The organism is Xanthomonas euroxanthea, from assembly GCF_903989455.1.
In the GTDB taxonomy this organism is placed as follows: domain Bacteria; phylum Pseudomonadota; class Gammaproteobacteria; order Xanthomonadales; family Xanthomonadaceae; genus Xanthomonas; species Xanthomonas euroxanthea.
Window position 1 is genome coordinate 3,228,877 of the sequence record NZ_LR861803.1, and the last position, 17,314, is coordinate 3,246,190.

Genomic DNA, 17,314 nt, shown 5'->3' on the forward strand with positions numbered 1-17,314 from the left:
ACGTGCGGTCTCGCGGATCGGGTTCAGGGTGCGCCCGGCTACTTGCCGCACACCCATCTCGAAAGCGCAGCGGCTACGCGCGGATTACCGCCATCGCGCATGCCGCTTACGCGCGGTGATACGGATGATTGGCCAGCATCGCCGCAGCGCGGTACAGCTGCTCGGCGACGATCAGGCGCACCAGCATGTGCGGCAGGGTCAGCGGGCCGATCGACCAGCTTTCGCTGGCGGTTTTCAGCACCTCGGCAGCGTGACCTTCGGGGCCGCCGATCAGGAACGCCAGATCCCGGCCCTGCCCGCGCCAGTGCTCCATGCGCTGGGCCAGCTGCTCCGAACTGAGCGGGCGGCCCGGGATGTCGAGCGCAACCACGTAGGCGTTCTTCGGCAGCGCGGCAAGCACGCGGCGGCCTTCGTCGTCGATCGCGCGTTGCGCATCGCGGCCCTTGCCGCGCAGGCCGGGTTCGATCTCCACCAGCTCCAGCGGCATCCAGTGCGAGAGACGTTTCTGGTATTCGGCAAAGCCCTGCGCCACCCAGGCCGGTGCGCGCTCGCCGGTAGCGATAAGTCGGCATTTCATGGCCACATGATATCCGCGTCACAGCTTGGGCATCGGAACCGGGGCGATCACAGCGGTGTCATGGTGCGGTTACAGCGGGCTTCTAGCGTCGGCGCACTACCCAGCCCGCAGGAGTCGTTCGATGCCGATTTTCGATCCCGCCCGCCGCCAGGTGCTCAAGGGCAGCGCTGCCGTGATGGCCGCCGGTGCGCTTGGCAGTTTGAGCGCGCTGCAATCGCGCCAGGCCCAGGCCGCCAACAGCGCCTCGCCGCCATTGCAACTGGCCCCGGTGCCCAGCCGCTATGGCCCGCTCGCGCCGGTCGCCGACCAGAGCACCGGGCTGCCGTTGCTGCAGTTGCCGCGCGGTTTCAGCTACCGCTCGTTCGGCTGGAGCGGCGATCGCATGGACGATGGGCAGCCCTGCCCCGACCGCCATGACGGCATGGCCGTGGTCGGCCTGCGTCGGCCCGACTGGCGACCGGGCAGCGATCCGCTGCGCGGCCTGGAATACGTGCTGATCCGCAACCACGAACGCGGTGCGGCCACGCCGTTCCGCGCACCGGCGATGTACGACACCGGCCTCGTCAGCGGCATCCAGCTGGCCGGCGGCGGCACCACCACCCTGAGTTACGGCCGCCGCGGCTGGGGCAGCCTGGAGCCGAGCCTGGGCGGCACGCTGGTCAACTGCGCCGGCGGCCCGACGCCATGGGGCACTTGGCTGAGCTGCGAAGAGATCAAGACCAATGCGGTGTCCAGCACCGGCCGCAAGCACGGCTACGTGTTCGAAGTGGATCCGGACAGCCACCGCACCACCGGCCGGCCGCTGGTCGGACTGGGCCGCTTCAGCCATGAGGCGGTGGCGATCGATCCGCGTACCGGCATCGTCTATCTCACCGAGGACGATCGCAACAAGGCCGGCCTGTATCGCTTCATTCCCAACGACCGCCGTGGCCGCAACGGCTCGCTGGAAAATGGCGGACGCCTGCAGGCCGCACGCGTGCGCGGGCGTCGCAATGCCGATCTCACCGTCGCCAGCATCGGCCAGCAGTTCCAGCTGGAATGGGTGGACATCGAAGAGCCGGATCTGGACAGCATCGCCGCGCCGGCCGGCTTTGCCGACATCGGCGCCAACGACACCCTGAGCGGACCGTTTGCGCAGGCCTGGGCAGACGGGGCGCTGCGCATGAGCCGCGGCGAAGGCATCTGGTACAGCTACGGCAAACTCTTCATCGTCGACACCAGCACCGGCGTGGATGCGCAGGGCCGGCGCGGTTACGGCAATGGTGCGGTGTGGGTGCTGGACCTGTTCACCCAGCGCCTGAGTGCCCTGTTCGTCAGCGGCAATCAGCTGGCCGCGCACAACCCGGACAACGTCACCGTCAGCGCGCGCGGCGGCGTGGTGCTGTGCGAAGACGGCGGCGAGAGCCCGGACGACTACGGCCCCGGCGCGCGGCTGCTCGGGCTGACCCGCGGCGGCGAATCGTTCTACCTGGCCAAGAACAACGTGCAGCTCACCTCGCAGCAGATCGCCAATGCCGGCAAGACCATCGCCGAAGGCGACTACCGCGATACCGAGTTCTGCGGCGCCTGCTGGGACCCGCTGGCGCGCACCTTGTTCGTCAACATCCAGACGCCGGGCATCACGCTGGCGATCACCGGGCCGTGGGAGCGCGGGCCGTTGTAAGCCCCTGCCCCCACGCCGGTCCGCCCCTGCTGCCGAACGGATCAGCCGTTCGGCAGCGCCCCTGTCACTGGCCGAACCCCGTGCATGCAGGCGCCTGGCCTGCATGACTGGCAGCATGTCCAACCGAGGCTGCGCACAGCACGCGCACGCACCCGCAGTGGCGCGTGTGCAGCCGGACCACGACACCCGGAACCGTGGTCAGAACCAGGGCGCGTCGGGCGCGTCGGACATGGCGCGCTGCAGCTTCAACCAGCGCTTGAGCGATTGCGGATCTTCCAGCTCGCGCAAGCCCCGGTGCGCCGCCATCAGGTCGTCCTCGAGCTCGCGCTTGAGCTGGGCCATCAACCGGCCCAGTCGCTCGGGCTTGGGTCGCGCTGCCAGCTCCAGCCCGTATTCGGCGCAAAACTCGTCCGACTGCTGCTGCAGCTGCTGCTGCAACTGCCTGCACTGCCGGTCCAGTTCGCGGTTGTAGTCCTGCAGGCGCGCGGCGCTCATCGCGTCCACGCCTCGTGCGTCCATCAGGCCGATCTCGGCCTGCAGTTCGAGCAGGCCCAGCAGATCGCCGGCCTTGTAGGCGGCGTTGAGCCGCTGCATCAGGATGGTGCGCGCAGCGTGGTCGTCGGCGTCCCTGGCGCGGTCCGGATGCAGATTGCCGGCCAGCTTGCGATACAGCTCGCGCACCGGCGGCGGCTCGGCACTCTCCCCCACCGCCTGCTTCTGGGCACGCTTGCGCCGCTGCGTACCGCGTTGCTGGTGTTGCGCGCGCTGCTGCTGCAGACGCTCGCTGACGCGCTCGTAGAGCTCCTCGGGCGACTCGATACCATCCAGCTCGTCGGCATCCAGTCCGTAGGCCTGGCCGAGGATCTGCTTCATCAGCGCATCGGATTCGGCCACTTCCTGGTCGTAACCGACGGCGCTGTGGCGATCGTAGATCGGGCGTAGTGCCTCGTGGCCGGCCTCGATCAGCGGGGCGGCGACGTCGCACAGCAACTCGGACAGGAAGGCGCGATCGGCCTTGCCCAGCTTGACCGTGGCATGCGCGCGGTCGAGCGCTTCGACCAGCGCAATGTCGGCCGCGCGGCGCTGGTCGAGCAAGGGCTGCAATTGGGTGTGGTAACGCTCGCGCCATTGCGAACGCGCGAGGTGCCAGGCCTGCAGGTCGGCGCGATGCCGTTCCAGGTCGCGCAGCAGGCGGTCGAAGCGCTTGCGTGCCGGCGACAGCGGCGCGCCGGACGGTTGCCCGGCCTGGCTGCGCAGCTGTTGCAGCGCCTGCGTGGCAGGCGCATCGGTCGGGGGTCGGGCATTGCGCGGCATGCCCGGCTCACTCACTCTTCGGGGTCGGCGTCCGCGTCGTCCGGACGCTGGTCGCCCACTGTCCACAGGCGCTCCAGTGCATAGAACTCACGCACGCGCGGCAGCATCACATGCACCACCACATCGCCCAGGTCCACCAGCACCCACTCGGCCTCGCGCTCGCCTTCCACGCCCAGCGGCATGACATCAAGACGCTTGGCGAACTTGACCACTTCTTCGGCGATCGACTTCACATGGCGGGTCGAGGTACCCGAGGCGACCACCATGTAATCGCAGACGCTGGACTTGCCGCGCACATCGATCTCGACCACGTCCTTGGCTTTCAGCTCCTCCACGGCCTCGCGCACGGTGGCCAGCAGGGCCGGCACGGACGGCGGCGGATTCGGGATGGAGGTCTTGATGACTTGGGCTTGGGTGGTCAAAGCGGGTAACTCGATGGAATTGGCGTGAATTATAGGCCGGTCCGGCCGGCTGCGTGTTCAGCGAGTCGGCAGCGCATCGCCGTACAGGCCTTCGTGCACGATGAAGGCCGCCACCGACGCCGGCACCAGCGCCTGCCAGTCGCTGCCGCCGGCGATGCGCGCGCGCACGGCGCTGGCCGATTCGCCGCGCAACGGCTGATGCAACCGCCACAGGCGGCCGGCCGGGGCAGTGCCCAGTTCGCTGGCGCTGGCAGTCCACCTGCCCTGCACCGCCTGGGCAAGCTGCGGCGCCTGGCCCAGATCCAGCGGTGCGCCTGGACGCTCGGCAACGACGAAATGCGCCAGTTCGAACAAGGCCTGCCAGTGATGCCAGCTGCCCAGCCCGACGAAGGCATCGGCACCGAGCAGCCAGGCGATCGGTGTCGTGGGGCCGAGTTCGGCGCGTAGTTCGCGCAAGGTATCGACGGTGTAGGACGGCGCGCCCCCCTGGCCGGCGCGGCGCAGTTCGCGGGTGTCCAGCACCAGCCCGGGCGTGTCGGCCAGCGCCAGCTCCAGCATGCGGGCGCGCTGCGCAGCGGTGGCGCCGGGCGCGGGGCGGTGCGGTGGGTCGGCGGCCGGTACCAGATGCACCCGCGCGCCCAGCTCGTCGCGCGCGGCGCAGGCGATGGCGAGGTGGCCCAGGTGGATGGGATCGAAGGTGCCGCCGTAGTAGAGGTGGAGCCGGGAGTCGGGAGTCGGGATTGGGGAATCGGAAGAGCGCGGGTTCGGCGCTGCCGGGTGGGCGTTGGTAGGCGGCGAGGTGTGGGCCGCGCTGCCGGGGGTGGCCGCAGCTGTGGCCTGGCCGGGGGGTGCGCTGCGTGGGCAGACGGGTCGCGCATCCTCGACGCAGGCGCGGTCTCCGGGGGCGGCATCGCCGGCGTTCACACCAGCAATCTCACCGCGCGGGCTTCGGCCACGGCCACCAGCAGGCGTTCCAGGCCGACCCAGGGGTCGCCGTCGGCGCGGCCCTTGGCCATGCGGTCGACCCGCGAGGCTTCGGCGACGAAGCGCTCCCAGCGACGTGGCTCGGGATGCCGCTGCAGCGCGCGCTTGAACGGCGCCTGGCGCGATTCCCACAGGCCTTGCGCCTTCATTTCGGCAGCGAGGTTGCCGCCGTTGGCCTGCACTTTGGCCAGGGCCGCGGTACGCAGCAGTTCCTTGATCAGGATCGGCATCAGTGCGGCCACCGCCTCGCCTTCGGCGCGCAGGCCGGCCAGCATGCGGATCACTGCGGCCGGTTGCCCGGAAAACGTGGTTTCGGCCAGGCGGAACACGTCGTAGCGCGCGGCATCGGCGACCAGCGACTCCATCGCCTCCAGGTCCAGCACCTTGCCATCGGCAAGCAGCACCAGCTTGTCGATTTCCTGTGCAGCGGCCAGCAGGTTGCCTTCCACCCGCTCGCTCAGGCGCTGCACGGCGGCAGCGTCCGCACGCAGGCCGTGGCTGCGCAGGCGGCGCTCGATCCAGTCGGAGAGCTCGTGCGGCTTGATCGCCCAGGCCACCGCAATGGTGCCGATGCGGCCGACCGCATCGGCCCACTTGCCCTGGTGCGCCTTGCTCCAGTCATTGGCGGTGATCAACAGCACCACATCCGGCGGCGGGTTGGCGCAGAAGCGGGTGATGACCTCGGCACCGTCCTTGCCCGGCTTGCCGCTGGGCAGGCGCACTTCCACCAGCCGGCGCGGACTGAACAGGCTGGGCGCGTTGAAGGTCGCATCCAGCTGGTTCCAGTCGAACTCCCGCCCGTCGGCATCGAAGACCTCGCGTTCGCTGATGCCTTCGGCACGCGCCCGTGCGCGCACCGCATCGGCCGCTTCCAGCACCCGCAAGGTTTCCGGGCCGGCGATCAGGTACACCGGCTGCAACGGTTGGTTGGACTGGCCGGCCAGCTGTTCTGGACGAAGTTCCATGACTACGGAAGTTCCATAACTACGAGAACACGCGCGACTGGACCGTTACCGACAAGACCGCGTCGGCGGCGGCCGTCGCGGCATGGCCAGCGCGCGGCAAGCGCGACATGCGCCTGGCGCACGCCAGTTCCGGACACCGGGCGCGGCTGCCCGGCAGATGCGCGGACGGGCTGATCACCGGCTGCTCAGTTATTGGACGAGGACGCCGGCGGCAGCGACGCCGGCACGCTCGATTCCGGCGTGGACGGCTGCACGGGCGGCGTGGCGGCCGGCGGCAGCGGCGCGCTCGGCGTGCTTTCCAGGCTCTCGCCACGTTGCACGCGGGCGCGCACCACGCTGTCGATACGGCGCAGGATCGAGGCGGACATGTCCTTGCGCAATTCGTCGGCGAGGATCTCGCGCTCGGTCGCGGTACCGGTGGCGTCCACCGGTGGCGACACGTAGTCGCGCGACAGCTCGATCACCTGCTGCGGCACCAGCACCGAGCCGTTGGCGGTGGTGACGGTGAAGATGGCGGCGTAGCGCAGGCTGTATTCCTGCGCACGGCCCTGGCTGTCGATGGCGATCGGCAGATCGCCCCAACGCTCGGACAACACCTGCACCTGCGCGAAGCCGGTCTTGGCATCTTCGTCGGCCAGGGTGGCGCCGGCAGCCTTGAGGCCACGCCGCAGCAGCTTGGCCAGCTCGCTGTACTGCACTGCGGACTGCACCTTCACTGCGGGCGTATCCGGCGGCAGCGCCAGCGAGTTGCGCAGATGGAAGCCGCAGGCGGTGAGGCTCGAGACGAGCACGAGGGACGCAGCGAAGGCAGTAGGGAATCGAATCATGGGCACAGTCTGGATGAGCGCCCCGGCGGCGGCAACAGGCGGCTAGCCTGCCCGACACCGCGTGAACGGGGCTTGAGAGGGCGCGGCGAAAAAACGCCGCGCCCAGGAATGAAAAACGCGTTGCCACGCGCCGGTGCAGTGAATGACCAGAAGCCACCCCGGCAATCTCGCCTGCACGTCGCCAAGCGCGACTGAAATGAAGGACCAGGAACCATCGCGGAAACATCACCCATGCGTCGCGACGCACCAGTGCAGTCAATCGCAGAGACCCCCTGCAGCACCCCGACCCGCGCAACAGCACGCGCCAGTGCAACACGTTGCCGACAACGCCGCAGCGACCTCGCACCGCGTCGCCACGCCGCTCCGGGACACTGCCCGAACCGGCAATGGCGACCTAGCCGATCAGCGACGATCAACCCGCCACGATATTCACGATCTTGCCAGGCACGATGATGATCTTGCGCACGCTCAGCCCTTCCAGGAACTTGGCCGCGTTCGGCTCGGCCTGGGCCAGCGCTTCGATCTGCTCGCGTCCGGCATCGGCAGCGACCTCGATGGTACCGCGCAGCTTGCCGTTGATCTGCACCGCCAGGGTCAGCGCGTCGCGCACCAGCGCGGCGGCATCGACCTGCGGAAACGCGACATCTTCCAGCAGCGTCTCGTCGCGGCCCAGCACCTGCCACAGGGCGTGGCTGGCGTGCGGGGTGATCGGGTTGAGCAACAGCACCATCGCTTCCAGGGCTTCCTGGCGCACTGCACGCCCCTGCGCGCTGGCATCGTCGAACTTGGCCAGCGCGTTGGACAGTTCCATCACCGCGGCAATGGCGGTGTTGAAGCTGTGGCGACGGCCGTAGTCGTCGTCCACCTTGCCGATGGTTTCGTGGGTCTTGCGGCGGATCGCCTTCTGCTCGGCGCTCAGCGCGGCGGCATCCAGCGCAGCGGCGGCGCCCTCGCCCACGTGCTTGTGCACCTGCACCCACAGCCGGCGCATGAAGCGCGCCATGCCATCGACGCCGGCCTCGTTCCATTCCAGCGACTGCTCCGGCGGTGCGGCGAACATCGAGAACAGCCGCACGGTGTCGGCGCCGTACTTGGCCACCATCGACTGCGGGTCCACGCCGTTGTTCTTGGACTTGGACATCTTCTCGGTGCCGCCGATGTGCACCGGCTGGCCATCGGCGATCAGCACCGCGCCGGTGACGCGGCCGCGCTCGTCGCGCTGGATCTCCACGTCGGCCGGATTGATCCAGTCCTTGCCGCCGTTGTCGGCATCGCGGTAGAAGGTGTCGGCAATGACCATGCCCTGGGTGAGCAGGTTGGTCACCGGCTCGTCGCTGTCCACCAGCCGCGCGTCGCGCATGAGCTTGTGATAGAAGCGGAAGTACATCAGGTGCAGGATCGCGTGCTCGATGCCGCCCACGTACAGGTCGGCCGGCATCCAGTAGTTGGCACGGCGATCGACCATGTCGCGCGCGTTGGGGCTGGTGTAGCGCGCCACGTACCAGCTCGACTCCATGAAGGTGTCGAAGGTGTCGGTCTCGCGCTCGGCCGGGCCGCCACAGTCCGGGCAGGTGGTCTGGCGCCAGGTCGGGTCGGTCTTGATCGGCGAACCGGTGCCGGAAAATTCCACGTTTTCCGGCAGCACGACCGGCAACTGGTCTTCCGGCACCGGCACCGCGCCGCACTTGGCGCAGTAGATCACCGGGATCGGGCAGCCCCAGTAGCGCTGGCGGCTCACGCCCCAGTCGCGCAGGCGGTAGTTGACCCGACGCTGGCCCTGGCCCTTGCGCTCAAAGCGCTCGGCCAATGCCTCGAAGGCGCCGCCGAAATCCAGGCCATCGAACTCGGCCGAATTGATCAGCTCCAGCGGGCGGCTCTTGTCGGTGTACCAGTCGCGCCACTGGGTGGCATCCCAGGTTTGCTCGTCGTCGTTGCGCGGCTCGCGCAGCTTGACCACCTGCACGATCGGCAGCGCGTACTTGTTGGCGAACTCGAAATCGCGCTGGTCGTGGCCCGGTACCGCCATCACCGCGCCGGTGCCGTAGCCCATCAGCACGAAGTTGGCCACCCACACCGGCACCTGCTCGCCGCTGATCGGATGCACCGCGGTCAGGCCGGTGGCCATGCCGCGTTTTTCCTGGGTTTCCAGCTCGGCCTCGGAGACGCCGCCGTGCTTGAGCGTTTCCAGCAGCGCCGCCAGTTCCGGATTGGACCTGGCCGCATGCAACGCCAGCGGATGCTCGGCGGCGATCGACACGAAGGTCACGCCCATCAGCGTGTCCGGGCGGGTGGTGAACACGCGCAGCGGATCCAGCGCGGTGCCGTCGGTGTCGCGCACGTCGAACTGGATCTCCAGCCCTTCCGAGCGGCCGATCCAGTTGCGCTGCATGGTCTTGACCGAGTCCGGCCAGCCCTCCAGCTGGTCCAGGCCGTCGAGCAGTTCCTGCGCGTAATCGGTGATGCGCAGGAACCACTGCGGAATCTCGCGTTTTTCCACCAGCGCGCCGGAGCGCCAGCCGCGGCCGTCGATGACCTGCTCGTTGGCCAGCACGGTCTGGTCGATCGGGTCCCAGTTCACCACCGCGTTGCGGCGGTAGGCCAGGCCCTTGCGCATCAGCCGGGTGAACATGCGCTGCTCGTGCACGTAGTACTCGGGCGTGCAGGTGGCGAACTCGCGCGACCAGTCGATCGCATAGCCCAGCGACTTGAGCTGGCCGCGCATGTGGTCGATGTTGGCGTAGGTCCACTTGGCCGGCGCGGTCTTGTTCTTGATCGCCGCGTTTTCCGCCGGCAAGCCGAACGCATCCCAGCCCATCGGCTGCAGCACGTTGTGGCCGGTCATGCGCTTGTAGCGGCTGACCACATCGGAGATGGTGTAGTTGCGCACATGGCCCATGTGCAGCGCACCGGACGGGTACGGAAGCATCGACAGGCAATAGAACTTCGGTTTGTCCGAAGTTTCGTCGACCTGGAAGGCGCGGGTGGCATCCCAGAACTGCTGGGCGGAGGTTTCGACCTGCTGCGGGTCGTAGGCGTTCGGTTCGACGGTGGACATTGGGAGCGGATGCTCGGGCGGTGCAAAGCGGCACAGGGTACCGCAGTGCAGCAGGTGCTCCAAACGCTCGCCTCAGCCGGCGGCTCTGGCCGGCCAGCGCCAGGCCGCCACGGCCAGCCAGCCGACCCAGGCCAGGAACGCCAGGCGCTGGGCGATCGCCTGCCGCAGCAGGCCCGGCGGGCCGAACGCCAGCACCGCCACCAGCAGCCCCGCCGCCAGGCTCAGCCACGCCAGGAGGCGGGTATTGGATTGGTTGAGCAGCGCGGCGGCGAGCAACAGCATGCCGGGCACGAATGCCACCGCCCACAGCAGCCAGGCCGTGGCATGGGCCTGGCTGGCGCGCCCGTCCAGATCGGTGGGATCCAGCGGCAGCGCACCCATGCCGACAAAGGCCAGCCCGGCCAGCACGATCAACTGCCCGCCCACCCGCAGGCTCCAACTGGACCTGGCCGGCATGCGCGCCAGCAGGCTGACCCCGGTGGCCATGCCGAGCGCGCCGACCAGCACGAAGGCCAGCAGGTTGAAGCCCAACGCATGCGGCACCCCGTTGGCACCGAGTAAGGCCACCGGATGGCTGGCCTGCAGGTAACCGGGCAGCGCCACGCCAAAGCCGGCCACCGCCAGCACGAATACGCTTGCCGCGACCAGGCCCAGGTAGCGCTGGGTGCCATCGATGCGTGTCATTGCCTTGCTCCAACGCCGGGCGCAGGCTGCGCCGCCAGGACGCGGCATTGTCGTGCCGGGCGCGCCTGGCGTGAACCCCTGCCGCCATGACGGCCGGCAGCATGGCGGCCGACCGCGCGCCGGCACGCCTGGCCACCGCCAGCCTTGTGTCGGCCCGGTTTGCCACCATTACCTCCCACTGTTGCCGCAATCACTTCTGGAAGCCCATGTCCGACAAGCCGCACGTATTCGATGCCACCACCGACACCTTCGAGACCGAGGTCCTGCAGAAATCGTTGACGACACCGGTACTGGTGGACTTCTGGGCCACCTGGTGCGGCCCCTGCAAGTCGTTGACGCCGATCCTGGAAAAGCTCGCCGCCGACTACAACGGCGCCTTCGAGCTGGCCAAGGTCGATGTGGACAAGGAGCAGCAGATCGCCGCCGCATTCCAGATCCGCTCGGTGCCGACGGTGTTCCTGGTCAAGGGCGGCGAGCTGGTCGACGGCTTCCCGGGTGCGATGCCGGAAGGCCAGGTGCGCGACTTCCTCACCCAGCACGGCGTGCTGCCGGCCGAGGCGCAGGTGGTGGAAGACCTGCCGCCGGCCCCGCTCGAACCGCAGGACCAGGTTGCCGCGCTGCGCGAGGCGATCGCCGCCGAGCCGGACAAGGACGAGCTCAAGCTGGATCTGGCGCTGGCGCTGCTGAAGACCGGCGACACCATCGAGGCCGAGCAGTTGATCGATGCCCTGCCCGCCAACCTGGCCACCGACGACCGTGCGGTGCGCGCCAAGGCACGGCTGGGCTTTGCCAATGTGCTCAAGGACGCGCCGGACGCCGACACCCTGCAGGCCGCCGTCGCCGCCAACGGCGCCGACCTGCGCGCGCGCCATCTGCTTGGCGTGCGCCACCTGCTCGACGGCAATGACGAAGCCGCGCTGGAGCAGTTCCTGGACATGCTGCGGCAGGACCGCGGCTTCGACGACAACCTGCCGCGGCGTAGCCTGATCGATGCGTTCCGGGTGATCGAAGACGAAGACCTGGTCGGCCGCTACCGCCGCAAGATGTCGTCGCTGGTGTTCTAGGCGCCGCCGGCACCACGGCGCCCGGTCTGCAGACCGGCCGGGCGCTGCCATCACCGACACAAGCTCCATACGCATGCGAATGGTATGCTGCGGGTCCGCCCCGCCATGGACCCTGGCCGCATGCGTGCTTCCCTGTTCAAGCTCGGTATCAACCTGTGGCCGCCGTACCTGTTTGCCGGGATCCACGTCACCGCGTTGTCGGCCGACTATCGCCATGCCCGCGTCGAGTTGCGCCAGCGGCCGTGGAATCGCAATTACGTCGGCACCCATTTCGGCGGCAGCCTGTTCGCGATGACCGACCCGTTCTGGATGCTGCTGACCATGCAGAACCTGGGGCGCGACTACTACGTGTGGGACAAGGCCGGCAGCATCGAGTTCGTCAAACCCGGGCGCGGCACGGTGAGCGCGGATTTCGTCATCGACGATAGCGTGCTGGGCGAGTTGCGCGATGCCACCGCCACTGGCGAGAAGTACCTGCGTTGGTTCGAAAACAGCGTGCACAACCGCGATGGCGAGGTGGTGGCACGCGTGCGCAAGCAGCTCTACGTCAAACGCAAGCCGGCGCGCTGACCGGCAGACCGGCGCGCGATTGCAGTGCCGGCGCATGCTGGGCACCGACCGACTCCTTTGGGCAGGCATGGGTCGGCCGGCATTCACGGCGCATACGTCGTCGATGGCGCGCGTTGCGAACCCGCACTTTGCGCCCCTGCGCGCATTGGTCAAGAATCAGGCTTCTTCCCGACTGGCTGCCTTCATGCTGCTGCGCACTGTTGCTTCCGCCTGCCTGCTTGCCCTGGTGTTACCCGCTGCTGCCAACGCGGCCTATCGCAGCCCGCAACAGATCCTGGACGCCTCGCCGGCCAGCGCATGGCGCGTGCTCGACCCCGAGCGCACGCTGTACCTGGAACTGGATGGCGGACGGGTGATCATCGAGCTGGCGCCGCAGTTCGCGCCCGCGCACGTGGGCAACATCCGCACGCTGGCGCACGAACGCTTCTGGGACGGGCTCAGCATCTATCGCTCGCAGGACAACTTCGTGGTGCAGTTCGGCGACCCGGATGGCGAGACGCCGGCCAAGGCCAGGTCGCTGGGCTCGGCCAAGACGCACCTGCCGGCCGAATTCGAACGCGCCTCGCAAGGCCTGGACTTCCAGCGCCTGCCCGACAGCGATGGCTGGGCGGCGCAGGTGGGCTTTGTCGACGGCTTCCCGGTCGGGCGCGACAGCGCCAGCGGCAAGACCTGGCTGGCCCACTGCTACGGCACCCTGGGCGCCGGCCGCAACAACGACGAAGACAGCAGCATCGGCGCCGAGCTGTATGTGGTCACCGGGCAGTCGCCGCGTCAGCTGGACCGCAACATCACCGTGGTCGGCCGCGTGGTCAAGGGCATGGAGTTGCTCAGCGTGATCCCGCGCGGGCCGGACCCGATGGGTTTCTACGAAGACCCCGCGCAACGCTCGCCGACCCGTGCCATTCGCCTGGCCAGCGAGGTGCCCATGCCCGAACGCACGCCACTGCAGTTGCTGCGCACCGACAGCCAGACCTTCCGCGATGTGGTCGAAGCGCGCCGCAATCGCAGGGACGATTTCTACAAGCGCCCGGCCGGGCATATCGATCTGTGCAATGTGCCGTTGCCGGTGCGGGCGCCGCCTGCTGGCTAGTTCGGGATCGGGGATTCGGGATTCGTAAAAGCGGGCGCGCTTGTTTTCAGCGGGCGCGCTGGCTGAAGGCGACGCTGCCGAGGATCAGCACCGCGGCCACCAGCATGGTCCAGGTCAACGGCTCGCCCAGCAGCGACCAGGCCAGCAATGCGCCGAACACCGGTACCAGGTAGGTCACCGTGGAGGCGCGTGCCGGGCCGATGCGCTGGATCAGGCGGTAATACATCAGGAACGCCAACCCGGTGCACACCACGCCCAGCGCGGTGGCGCAGGCCCAGGCCACGGCCGGCACCGGCGTGGTCGGCCACTGCAACCAAGCCAGCGGCGCCAGCAGCAGCGCACTGCAGCCCAGCGTGGACGCGGCCGATGCGGCCGGCGGCAAGTCGCCCATGTGGCGCTTCACCAGGTTGTAGCCGATGCCATACAGCAGCGACGCGGTGGCACCCGCCAGGGCCGCCGGGCCCACGCTCAACCCGGCCGACTTGCCGGTGGCCAGCACAAGCACGCCGATGAAGCCGACCAGCAAGGCCAGTGCGCGCCGCGTGCCGATCTTCTCGCCGAAGAACAGGAAGGCGATCAAGGCGGTGAACAACACCGTCATCGCATTGCAGATCGCACCGATCGCGGCCGGCGCGTGTTGCGCGCCCCAGGCGAACAGCAGGAACGGCAACGCGGAATTGAGCACGCCGATCGCCGCCAGCATCGGCCAGCGATGCAGCGGGAACCGCGCCCGCGCCAGCCACAGGAACGGCAACAGCACCAACGCCCCGAGCGCCAGGCGGATTTCCACCAGCGCCACGGTGCCGAACTTGGGTGCGGCCACGCGCATGAACAGGAACGAGCAGCCCCAGACGATGCCGAGAAACCCCAGCTCCAGCGGGGTGCGCCATTCGCGTGTGGCAACGCCCGGCTGCGGCGCCGGTTGCGCGCTCATCGCCCCACCTGCGCAGGCTGCCGTGATGTGCTGGAACCGCAGAGGACAACATCAGGCAGACAGACGGACATGGCACGATCATCGCGATGGGGTACTGCAGCATCGGTTGCAGCCGCAGGCGCGACAAGCGCGTAGTATCGAGGCGAGCCACAAATCTCACTCATGCCTCGATGAACCTGCGCCCCACCCTGTTGCCCGCGCTGGGCGTGTTCGCCGCCGCCGCGCGCCACCAGAACTTCGCGCATGCCGCCGAAGAACTGCATCTGACCGCCAGCGCGGTCAGCCATCACGTGCGCAAGCTCGAAGCGCTGCTGGGCGTGACCCTGTTCCAGCGCTTGCCGCGCGGGGTCAAGCTCACCGCGGAGGGGCGCCAATTGGCCGATGCGGCCACCGCTGCGCTGGCCGACATCGCCTCGGTGGCCGGCAACCTGCATCCGCGCGAAGACGCCATCCCGTTGCGCGTGACCACCCTGCGCTCGCTGTCGTACTGCTGGCTGTTGCCGCGGCTGCCGCGCTTCTGTCGCGCGCACCCGCATATCCGCATGGACCTGCAGTCGGACGCGGCGTTTTCGCGCTTCGAGGAAGGCGGCCCCGACCTGGGCATCCGCTATGGCCAGGGCGCCTGGCCCGGATTGACCTCGCATCATCTGATGGACGACGAACTGTTTCCGGTGGCGTCGCCGTCACTGCCGGAGGTCGCCGCGCTGCGCACGCCGGCGCAGATCGCACAATTGCCGCTGCTGAGCGACATGTCGCCACAGGGATGGCGTGACTGGTTCCGTGCCGCGCAGGTGCGCGGCACCACGCTGCCGCCGATGCATACTTTCAACGACAGCACCGACGCCATGCGCGCGGCGGTCTATGGCCTGGGCGCGGTCCTGGCACGCAAGCACATCGCCCAACCGTATCTGCAGCGCTACGAGCTGGTGCGCCTGCCCGGCCCCACCCTCAAGGCGCGTTACGCCTACTACATCGTGCATCCCAGCCATCGCGTGCCTGGACCTGCGGCAATGGCGTTTATCGACTGGCTCAAGCGCGAGGCCCTGGACGAGCGCACCCCGATGCCGGCGCTGCCGGCGGAGCTGGTGGCGTTGCCGGCGCGCGAGACGGCGAGTGCGCCACGTGTGCGTCGGCGATCGCGCAAGGCCTCGGCGCACGAGTGACTGGAGCGGGCGCATGCGTCAGCTTCCGCGCTGCGCCGCGTGGACGCGCACACGATCGCGCTGACGATGGCCACGCAGGTCAGCTGCCGCAACCGGTTCGGCCACCTGCACATGGCTGCGATCCATCGCCTGCATCGTCACTACATCCTGCCGGTGATGTTGCGTGCGGCAGTCCAGCCTTTGCTGCATGTCGGGCAGCGGCCCGACGCTGGACGGCCGACCCGCCCGATGTGAATGAGCGCAGGCCGCGAGTGCCGTACACCATCACCTCGTTTTGTCCTGCCGGTGCCTAGGCTTTAGATCCCCAATCCCTAGGACGTTCCCATGCCCACTCTTCGCATGCGTATCACCGGCACCGACGACGACGCGCGTGCCATCGCCAACCTGCTGCAGAGCATCGAAGGCATCGAGCACGTGGAAGAAGTCGATGATCTGATGCCGCACCTGGACGACGACGATTCCAGCTCGGCCGGCCTGTCCGACGACGAAGGTCCGGGCAGCCACGAATTCGAAGTGGAAGCCGGCAACGAAGCCACCGCGCAGAAGGTGCGCGACGCCGTGCAGGAACTGGCGCTGCGGCTGGATGTGTTTGTCGAATACGAATTCGACGAAGGCTGAGCGGGCGTCGTACCGACTGCGCCGCCCTTGCGCGCAGCCGGCGTGTGGCGATGGTGCACCGAGGCGCTGCGCAGCCATCGCAGACGAACGGCGTCACCGCGCATGACCTGCGAGCGCGCAACGCCTCGCGTCACTGTCTAAACGAGCGCGTCTCCAACACATGCGCGGCTGGTGCGGCATCGCCGGCCAGCCGCGCGGCCGATCAGGACATCCGGCGCCGCCGCGCACGCCAGCGCCACGCCTGCAGCAGCAGCCAGCCAACGATCAGCCCGACCACCGCCACCGGCAGCAACGCCGCCACTGCGCGGATCACGAACGCCACGCTGGACGCAAAGACCTGGCCGAATCCGGCGGCCGCCTCGGCGATTTCGCCCCTGCCCTGCTCGCCCCCGGTCCCACGGAAATTGAGCGTCAGCAGCTGGGTGCGTACGCGTCGTTGCTGCTGCGCGGCGTCCTGCTGGGTTTGTTGCGCCTCGGCTTCGATCTCGGCCAGCCGCTTGGACAGGGCCAGCAGATCGGCCACGGCCAGGTCGCGGCGTTGCTGCAGTTCGAGCAGGCGTGCGTGTTCTTTCTGCAGGCGCGCCTGCGCCAGACCGGTGTCGGCGATCTGCTGCGCCAGATCCTCGGCACGCGTGCTGCGCGCGGCGACATCGCCATGCTGGCCAGCCAGTTGCACCAGCGGCTCGATGCCGTCGGGCACCACACGCACGCTGACGCTACCACTGGGGTCGCGGCCACCGGTCTGCTCGACCGCCAGCAGCGCGCAGTCACCAAATTGCGCCGACTGGCAGGCAGTGCGAACCGCCACGATGCGTTGGCCGATCTGATCGGCCGGCAACTCGATCCGCACATCGTGCTCATACGCCAGCGCGTTGCCTTGCGCGGCCGGCGGTGCTGGTGCCGCAGCGCCGCCGTCTGCCGCCAGCTCTGCCGACTGTCTGGAACATCCGCTCAGCGCCCAGCCCAGCAGCAACCCGGCCGCATACCGCTGCATCGCGCGCCTCATCGGCCGGCTCCGGCGACCGCATGCATGCTCGGCGCGGCCAGCTCCGGCACGCAGCGCAGCTTGACCACCAGAGCGGGCTCGCCGGCACCGGGGTGCATCCCCGCGCTGATGGGCGCACTACCGCACTGCCGGCAGTGGGAATGCTCGATCCGCTGCTGGTCGATGCGCCAGGCCCCCAGCGCCTGGGGCTCGCCCTGCAGGCGTGATTGCCTGCGCATGCCGAACCACGGCAGGCCGCCATGGCCACGGCCCAACGGGCCATTGCCGTGGTACGCCCCGGTGATCGGCGCATCGGTTTCCAGCTCGAACGCGCTGCGTCCGCAATGACAGCTACCGGCGTGGTGCATGGTGATCCTCCTTGGAAGCGGCCACTCTAAA

Annotated in this window: 18 protein-coding genes; 7 read left to right on the forward strand and 11 right to left on the reverse strand. The window is 68.8% G+C overall.

Annotated elements, in window-relative coordinates:
• Positions 1-106: 106 nt before the first annotated feature.
• The gene (rlmH, locus tag H7A86_RS13520; RefSeq protein ID WP_016903756.1) at positions 107-577 is read right to left on the reverse strand and encodes a 23S rRNA (pseudouridine(1915)-N(3))-methyltransferase RlmH; all 471 of its coding nucleotides are present in this window, start codon (positions 575-577) and stop codon (positions 107-109) included.
• Positions 578-698: 121 nt separating this feature from the next.
• On the opposite strand from rlmH, the gene H7A86_RS13525 reads away from it, so the two are divergent.
• Positions 699-2,240: an alkaline phosphatase PhoX gene (locus tag H7A86_RS13525; protein WP_119131267.1), complete on the forward strand. Its 1,542-nt coding sequence runs from the start codon at positions 699-701 to the stop codon at positions 2,238-2,240.
• Between the two features lie 198 nt (positions 2,241-2,438).
• Here the strand turns inward: H7A86_RS13525 and H7A86_RS13530 are convergent, their stop codons facing one another.
• From H7A86_RS13530 to H7A86_RS13560, 7 genes are all read right to left on the reverse strand, one after another.
• Positions 2,439-3,554 (reverse strand): J domain-containing protein, encoded by a 1,116-nt coding sequence (locus H7A86_RS13530; protein ID WP_119131266.1) that lies wholly within the window; start codon positions 3,552-3,554, stop codon positions 2,439-2,441.
• An 11-nt stretch (positions 3,555-3,565) separates the two neighbouring features.
• Complete coding sequence (rsfS, locus tag H7A86_RS13535; RefSeq protein ID WP_024939731.1) at positions 3,566-3,976, reverse strand: ribosome silencing factor; 411 nt, start codon at positions 3,974-3,976, stop codon at positions 3,566-3,568.
• A gap of 57 nt (positions 3,977-4,033) precedes the next feature.
• Positions 4,034-4,717, reverse strand: coding sequence for a nicotinate-nucleotide adenylyltransferase (nadD, locus tag H7A86_RS13540; protein WP_232099338.1), 684 nt, complete (start codon positions 4,715-4,717; stop codon positions 4,034-4,036).
• Positions 4,718-4,896: 179 nt separating this feature from the next.
• On the reverse strand, positions 4,897-5,925 hold the full coding sequence (gene holA / locus H7A86_RS13545; protein WP_104581906.1) for a DNA polymerase III subunit delta: 1,029 nt from the start codon (positions 5,923-5,925) through the stop codon (positions 4,897-4,899).
• Positions 5,926-6,110: 185 nt separating this feature from the next.
• On the reverse strand, positions 6,111-6,752 hold the full coding sequence (locus H7A86_RS13550; protein WP_104648057.1) for an LPS-assembly lipoprotein LptE: 642 nt from the start codon (positions 6,750-6,752) through the stop codon (positions 6,111-6,113).
• 412 nt (positions 6,753-7,164) lie between these two features.
• Positions 7,165-9,807 carry a leucine--tRNA ligase gene (gene leuS, locus H7A86_RS13555; RefSeq protein ID WP_119131263.1) on the reverse strand — a complete coding sequence of 881 codons (2,643 nt, stop codon included), beginning with the start codon at positions 9,805-9,807 and terminating at the stop codon, positions 7,165-7,167.
• Positions 9,808-9,879: 72 nt separating this feature from the next.
• Positions 9,880-10,491: a DUF998 domain-containing protein gene (locus tag H7A86_RS13560; protein WP_104581902.1), complete on the reverse strand. Its 612-nt coding sequence runs from the start codon at positions 10,489-10,491 to the stop codon at positions 9,880-9,882.
• A 206-nt stretch (positions 10,492-10,697) separates the two neighbouring features.
• Here H7A86_RS13560 and trxA point away from each other — a divergent pair, with 206 nt between their 5' ends.
• The 3 genes from trxA to H7A86_RS13575 all read left to right on the forward strand — a co-directional run bounded on the left by trxA (position 10,698) and on the right by H7A86_RS13575 (position 13,215).
• The gene (gene trxA / locus H7A86_RS13565) at positions 10,698-11,555 is read left to right on the forward strand and encodes a thioredoxin (RefSeq protein WP_104582205.1); all 858 of its coding nucleotides are present in this window, start codon (positions 10,698-10,700) and stop codon (positions 11,553-11,555) included.
• Positions 11,556-11,675: 120 nt separating this feature from the next.
• The gene (locus tag H7A86_RS13570; RefSeq protein WP_104582204.1) at positions 11,676-12,125 is read left to right on the forward strand and encodes a DUF4442 domain-containing protein; all 450 of its coding nucleotides are present in this window, start codon (positions 11,676-11,678) and stop codon (positions 12,123-12,125) included.
• Positions 12,126-12,309: 184 nt separating this feature from the next.
• Positions 12,310-13,215: a peptidylprolyl isomerase gene (locus tag H7A86_RS13575; RefSeq protein ID WP_119131514.1), complete on the forward strand. Its 906-nt coding sequence runs from the start codon at positions 12,310-12,312 to the stop codon at positions 13,213-13,215.
• 46 nt (positions 13,216-13,261) lie between these two features.
• Here H7A86_RS13575 and H7A86_RS13580 read toward each other — a convergent pair whose 3' ends face one another.
• Positions 13,262-14,149, reverse strand: coding sequence for a DMT family transporter (locus H7A86_RS13580; RefSeq protein WP_104581901.1), 888 nt, complete (start codon positions 14,147-14,149; stop codon positions 13,262-13,264).
• A gap of 170 nt (positions 14,150-14,319) precedes the next feature.
• On the opposite strand from H7A86_RS13580, the gene H7A86_RS13585 reads away from it, so the two are divergent.
• From H7A86_RS13585 to H7A86_RS13595, 3 genes are all read left to right on the forward strand, one after another.
• A complete protein-coding gene (locus H7A86_RS13585; RefSeq protein WP_104581900.1) occupies positions 14,320-15,312 on the forward strand; it encodes a LysR substrate-binding domain-containing protein in 993 nt (330 codons plus the stop codon).
• Complete coding sequence (locus H7A86_RS13590) at positions 15,313-15,546, forward strand: hypothetical protein (protein WP_119131262.1); 234 nt, start codon at positions 15,313-15,315, stop codon at positions 15,544-15,546.
• A gap of 90 nt (positions 15,547-15,636) precedes the next feature.
• Entirely contained in the window at positions 15,637-15,930 is a 294-nt protein-coding gene (locus H7A86_RS13595) for a hypothetical protein (RefSeq protein WP_104581898.1), read from the forward strand.
• A gap of 202 nt (positions 15,931-16,132) precedes the next feature.
• Here H7A86_RS13595 and H7A86_RS13600 read toward each other — a convergent pair whose 3' ends face one another.
• Positions 16,133-16,936 (reverse strand): DUF4349 domain-containing protein, encoded by an 804-nt coding sequence (locus H7A86_RS13600; RefSeq protein WP_119131261.1) that lies wholly within the window; start codon positions 16,934-16,936, stop codon positions 16,133-16,135.
• On the reverse strand, positions 16,933-17,283 hold the full coding sequence (locus H7A86_RS13605; RefSeq protein WP_119131260.1) for a GFA family protein: 351 nt from the start codon (positions 17,281-17,283) through the stop codon (positions 16,933-16,935). The genes H7A86_RS13600 and H7A86_RS13605 overlap by 4 nt, the downstream gene beginning before the upstream one ends.
• Positions 17,284-17,314: the final 31 nt, after the last annotated feature.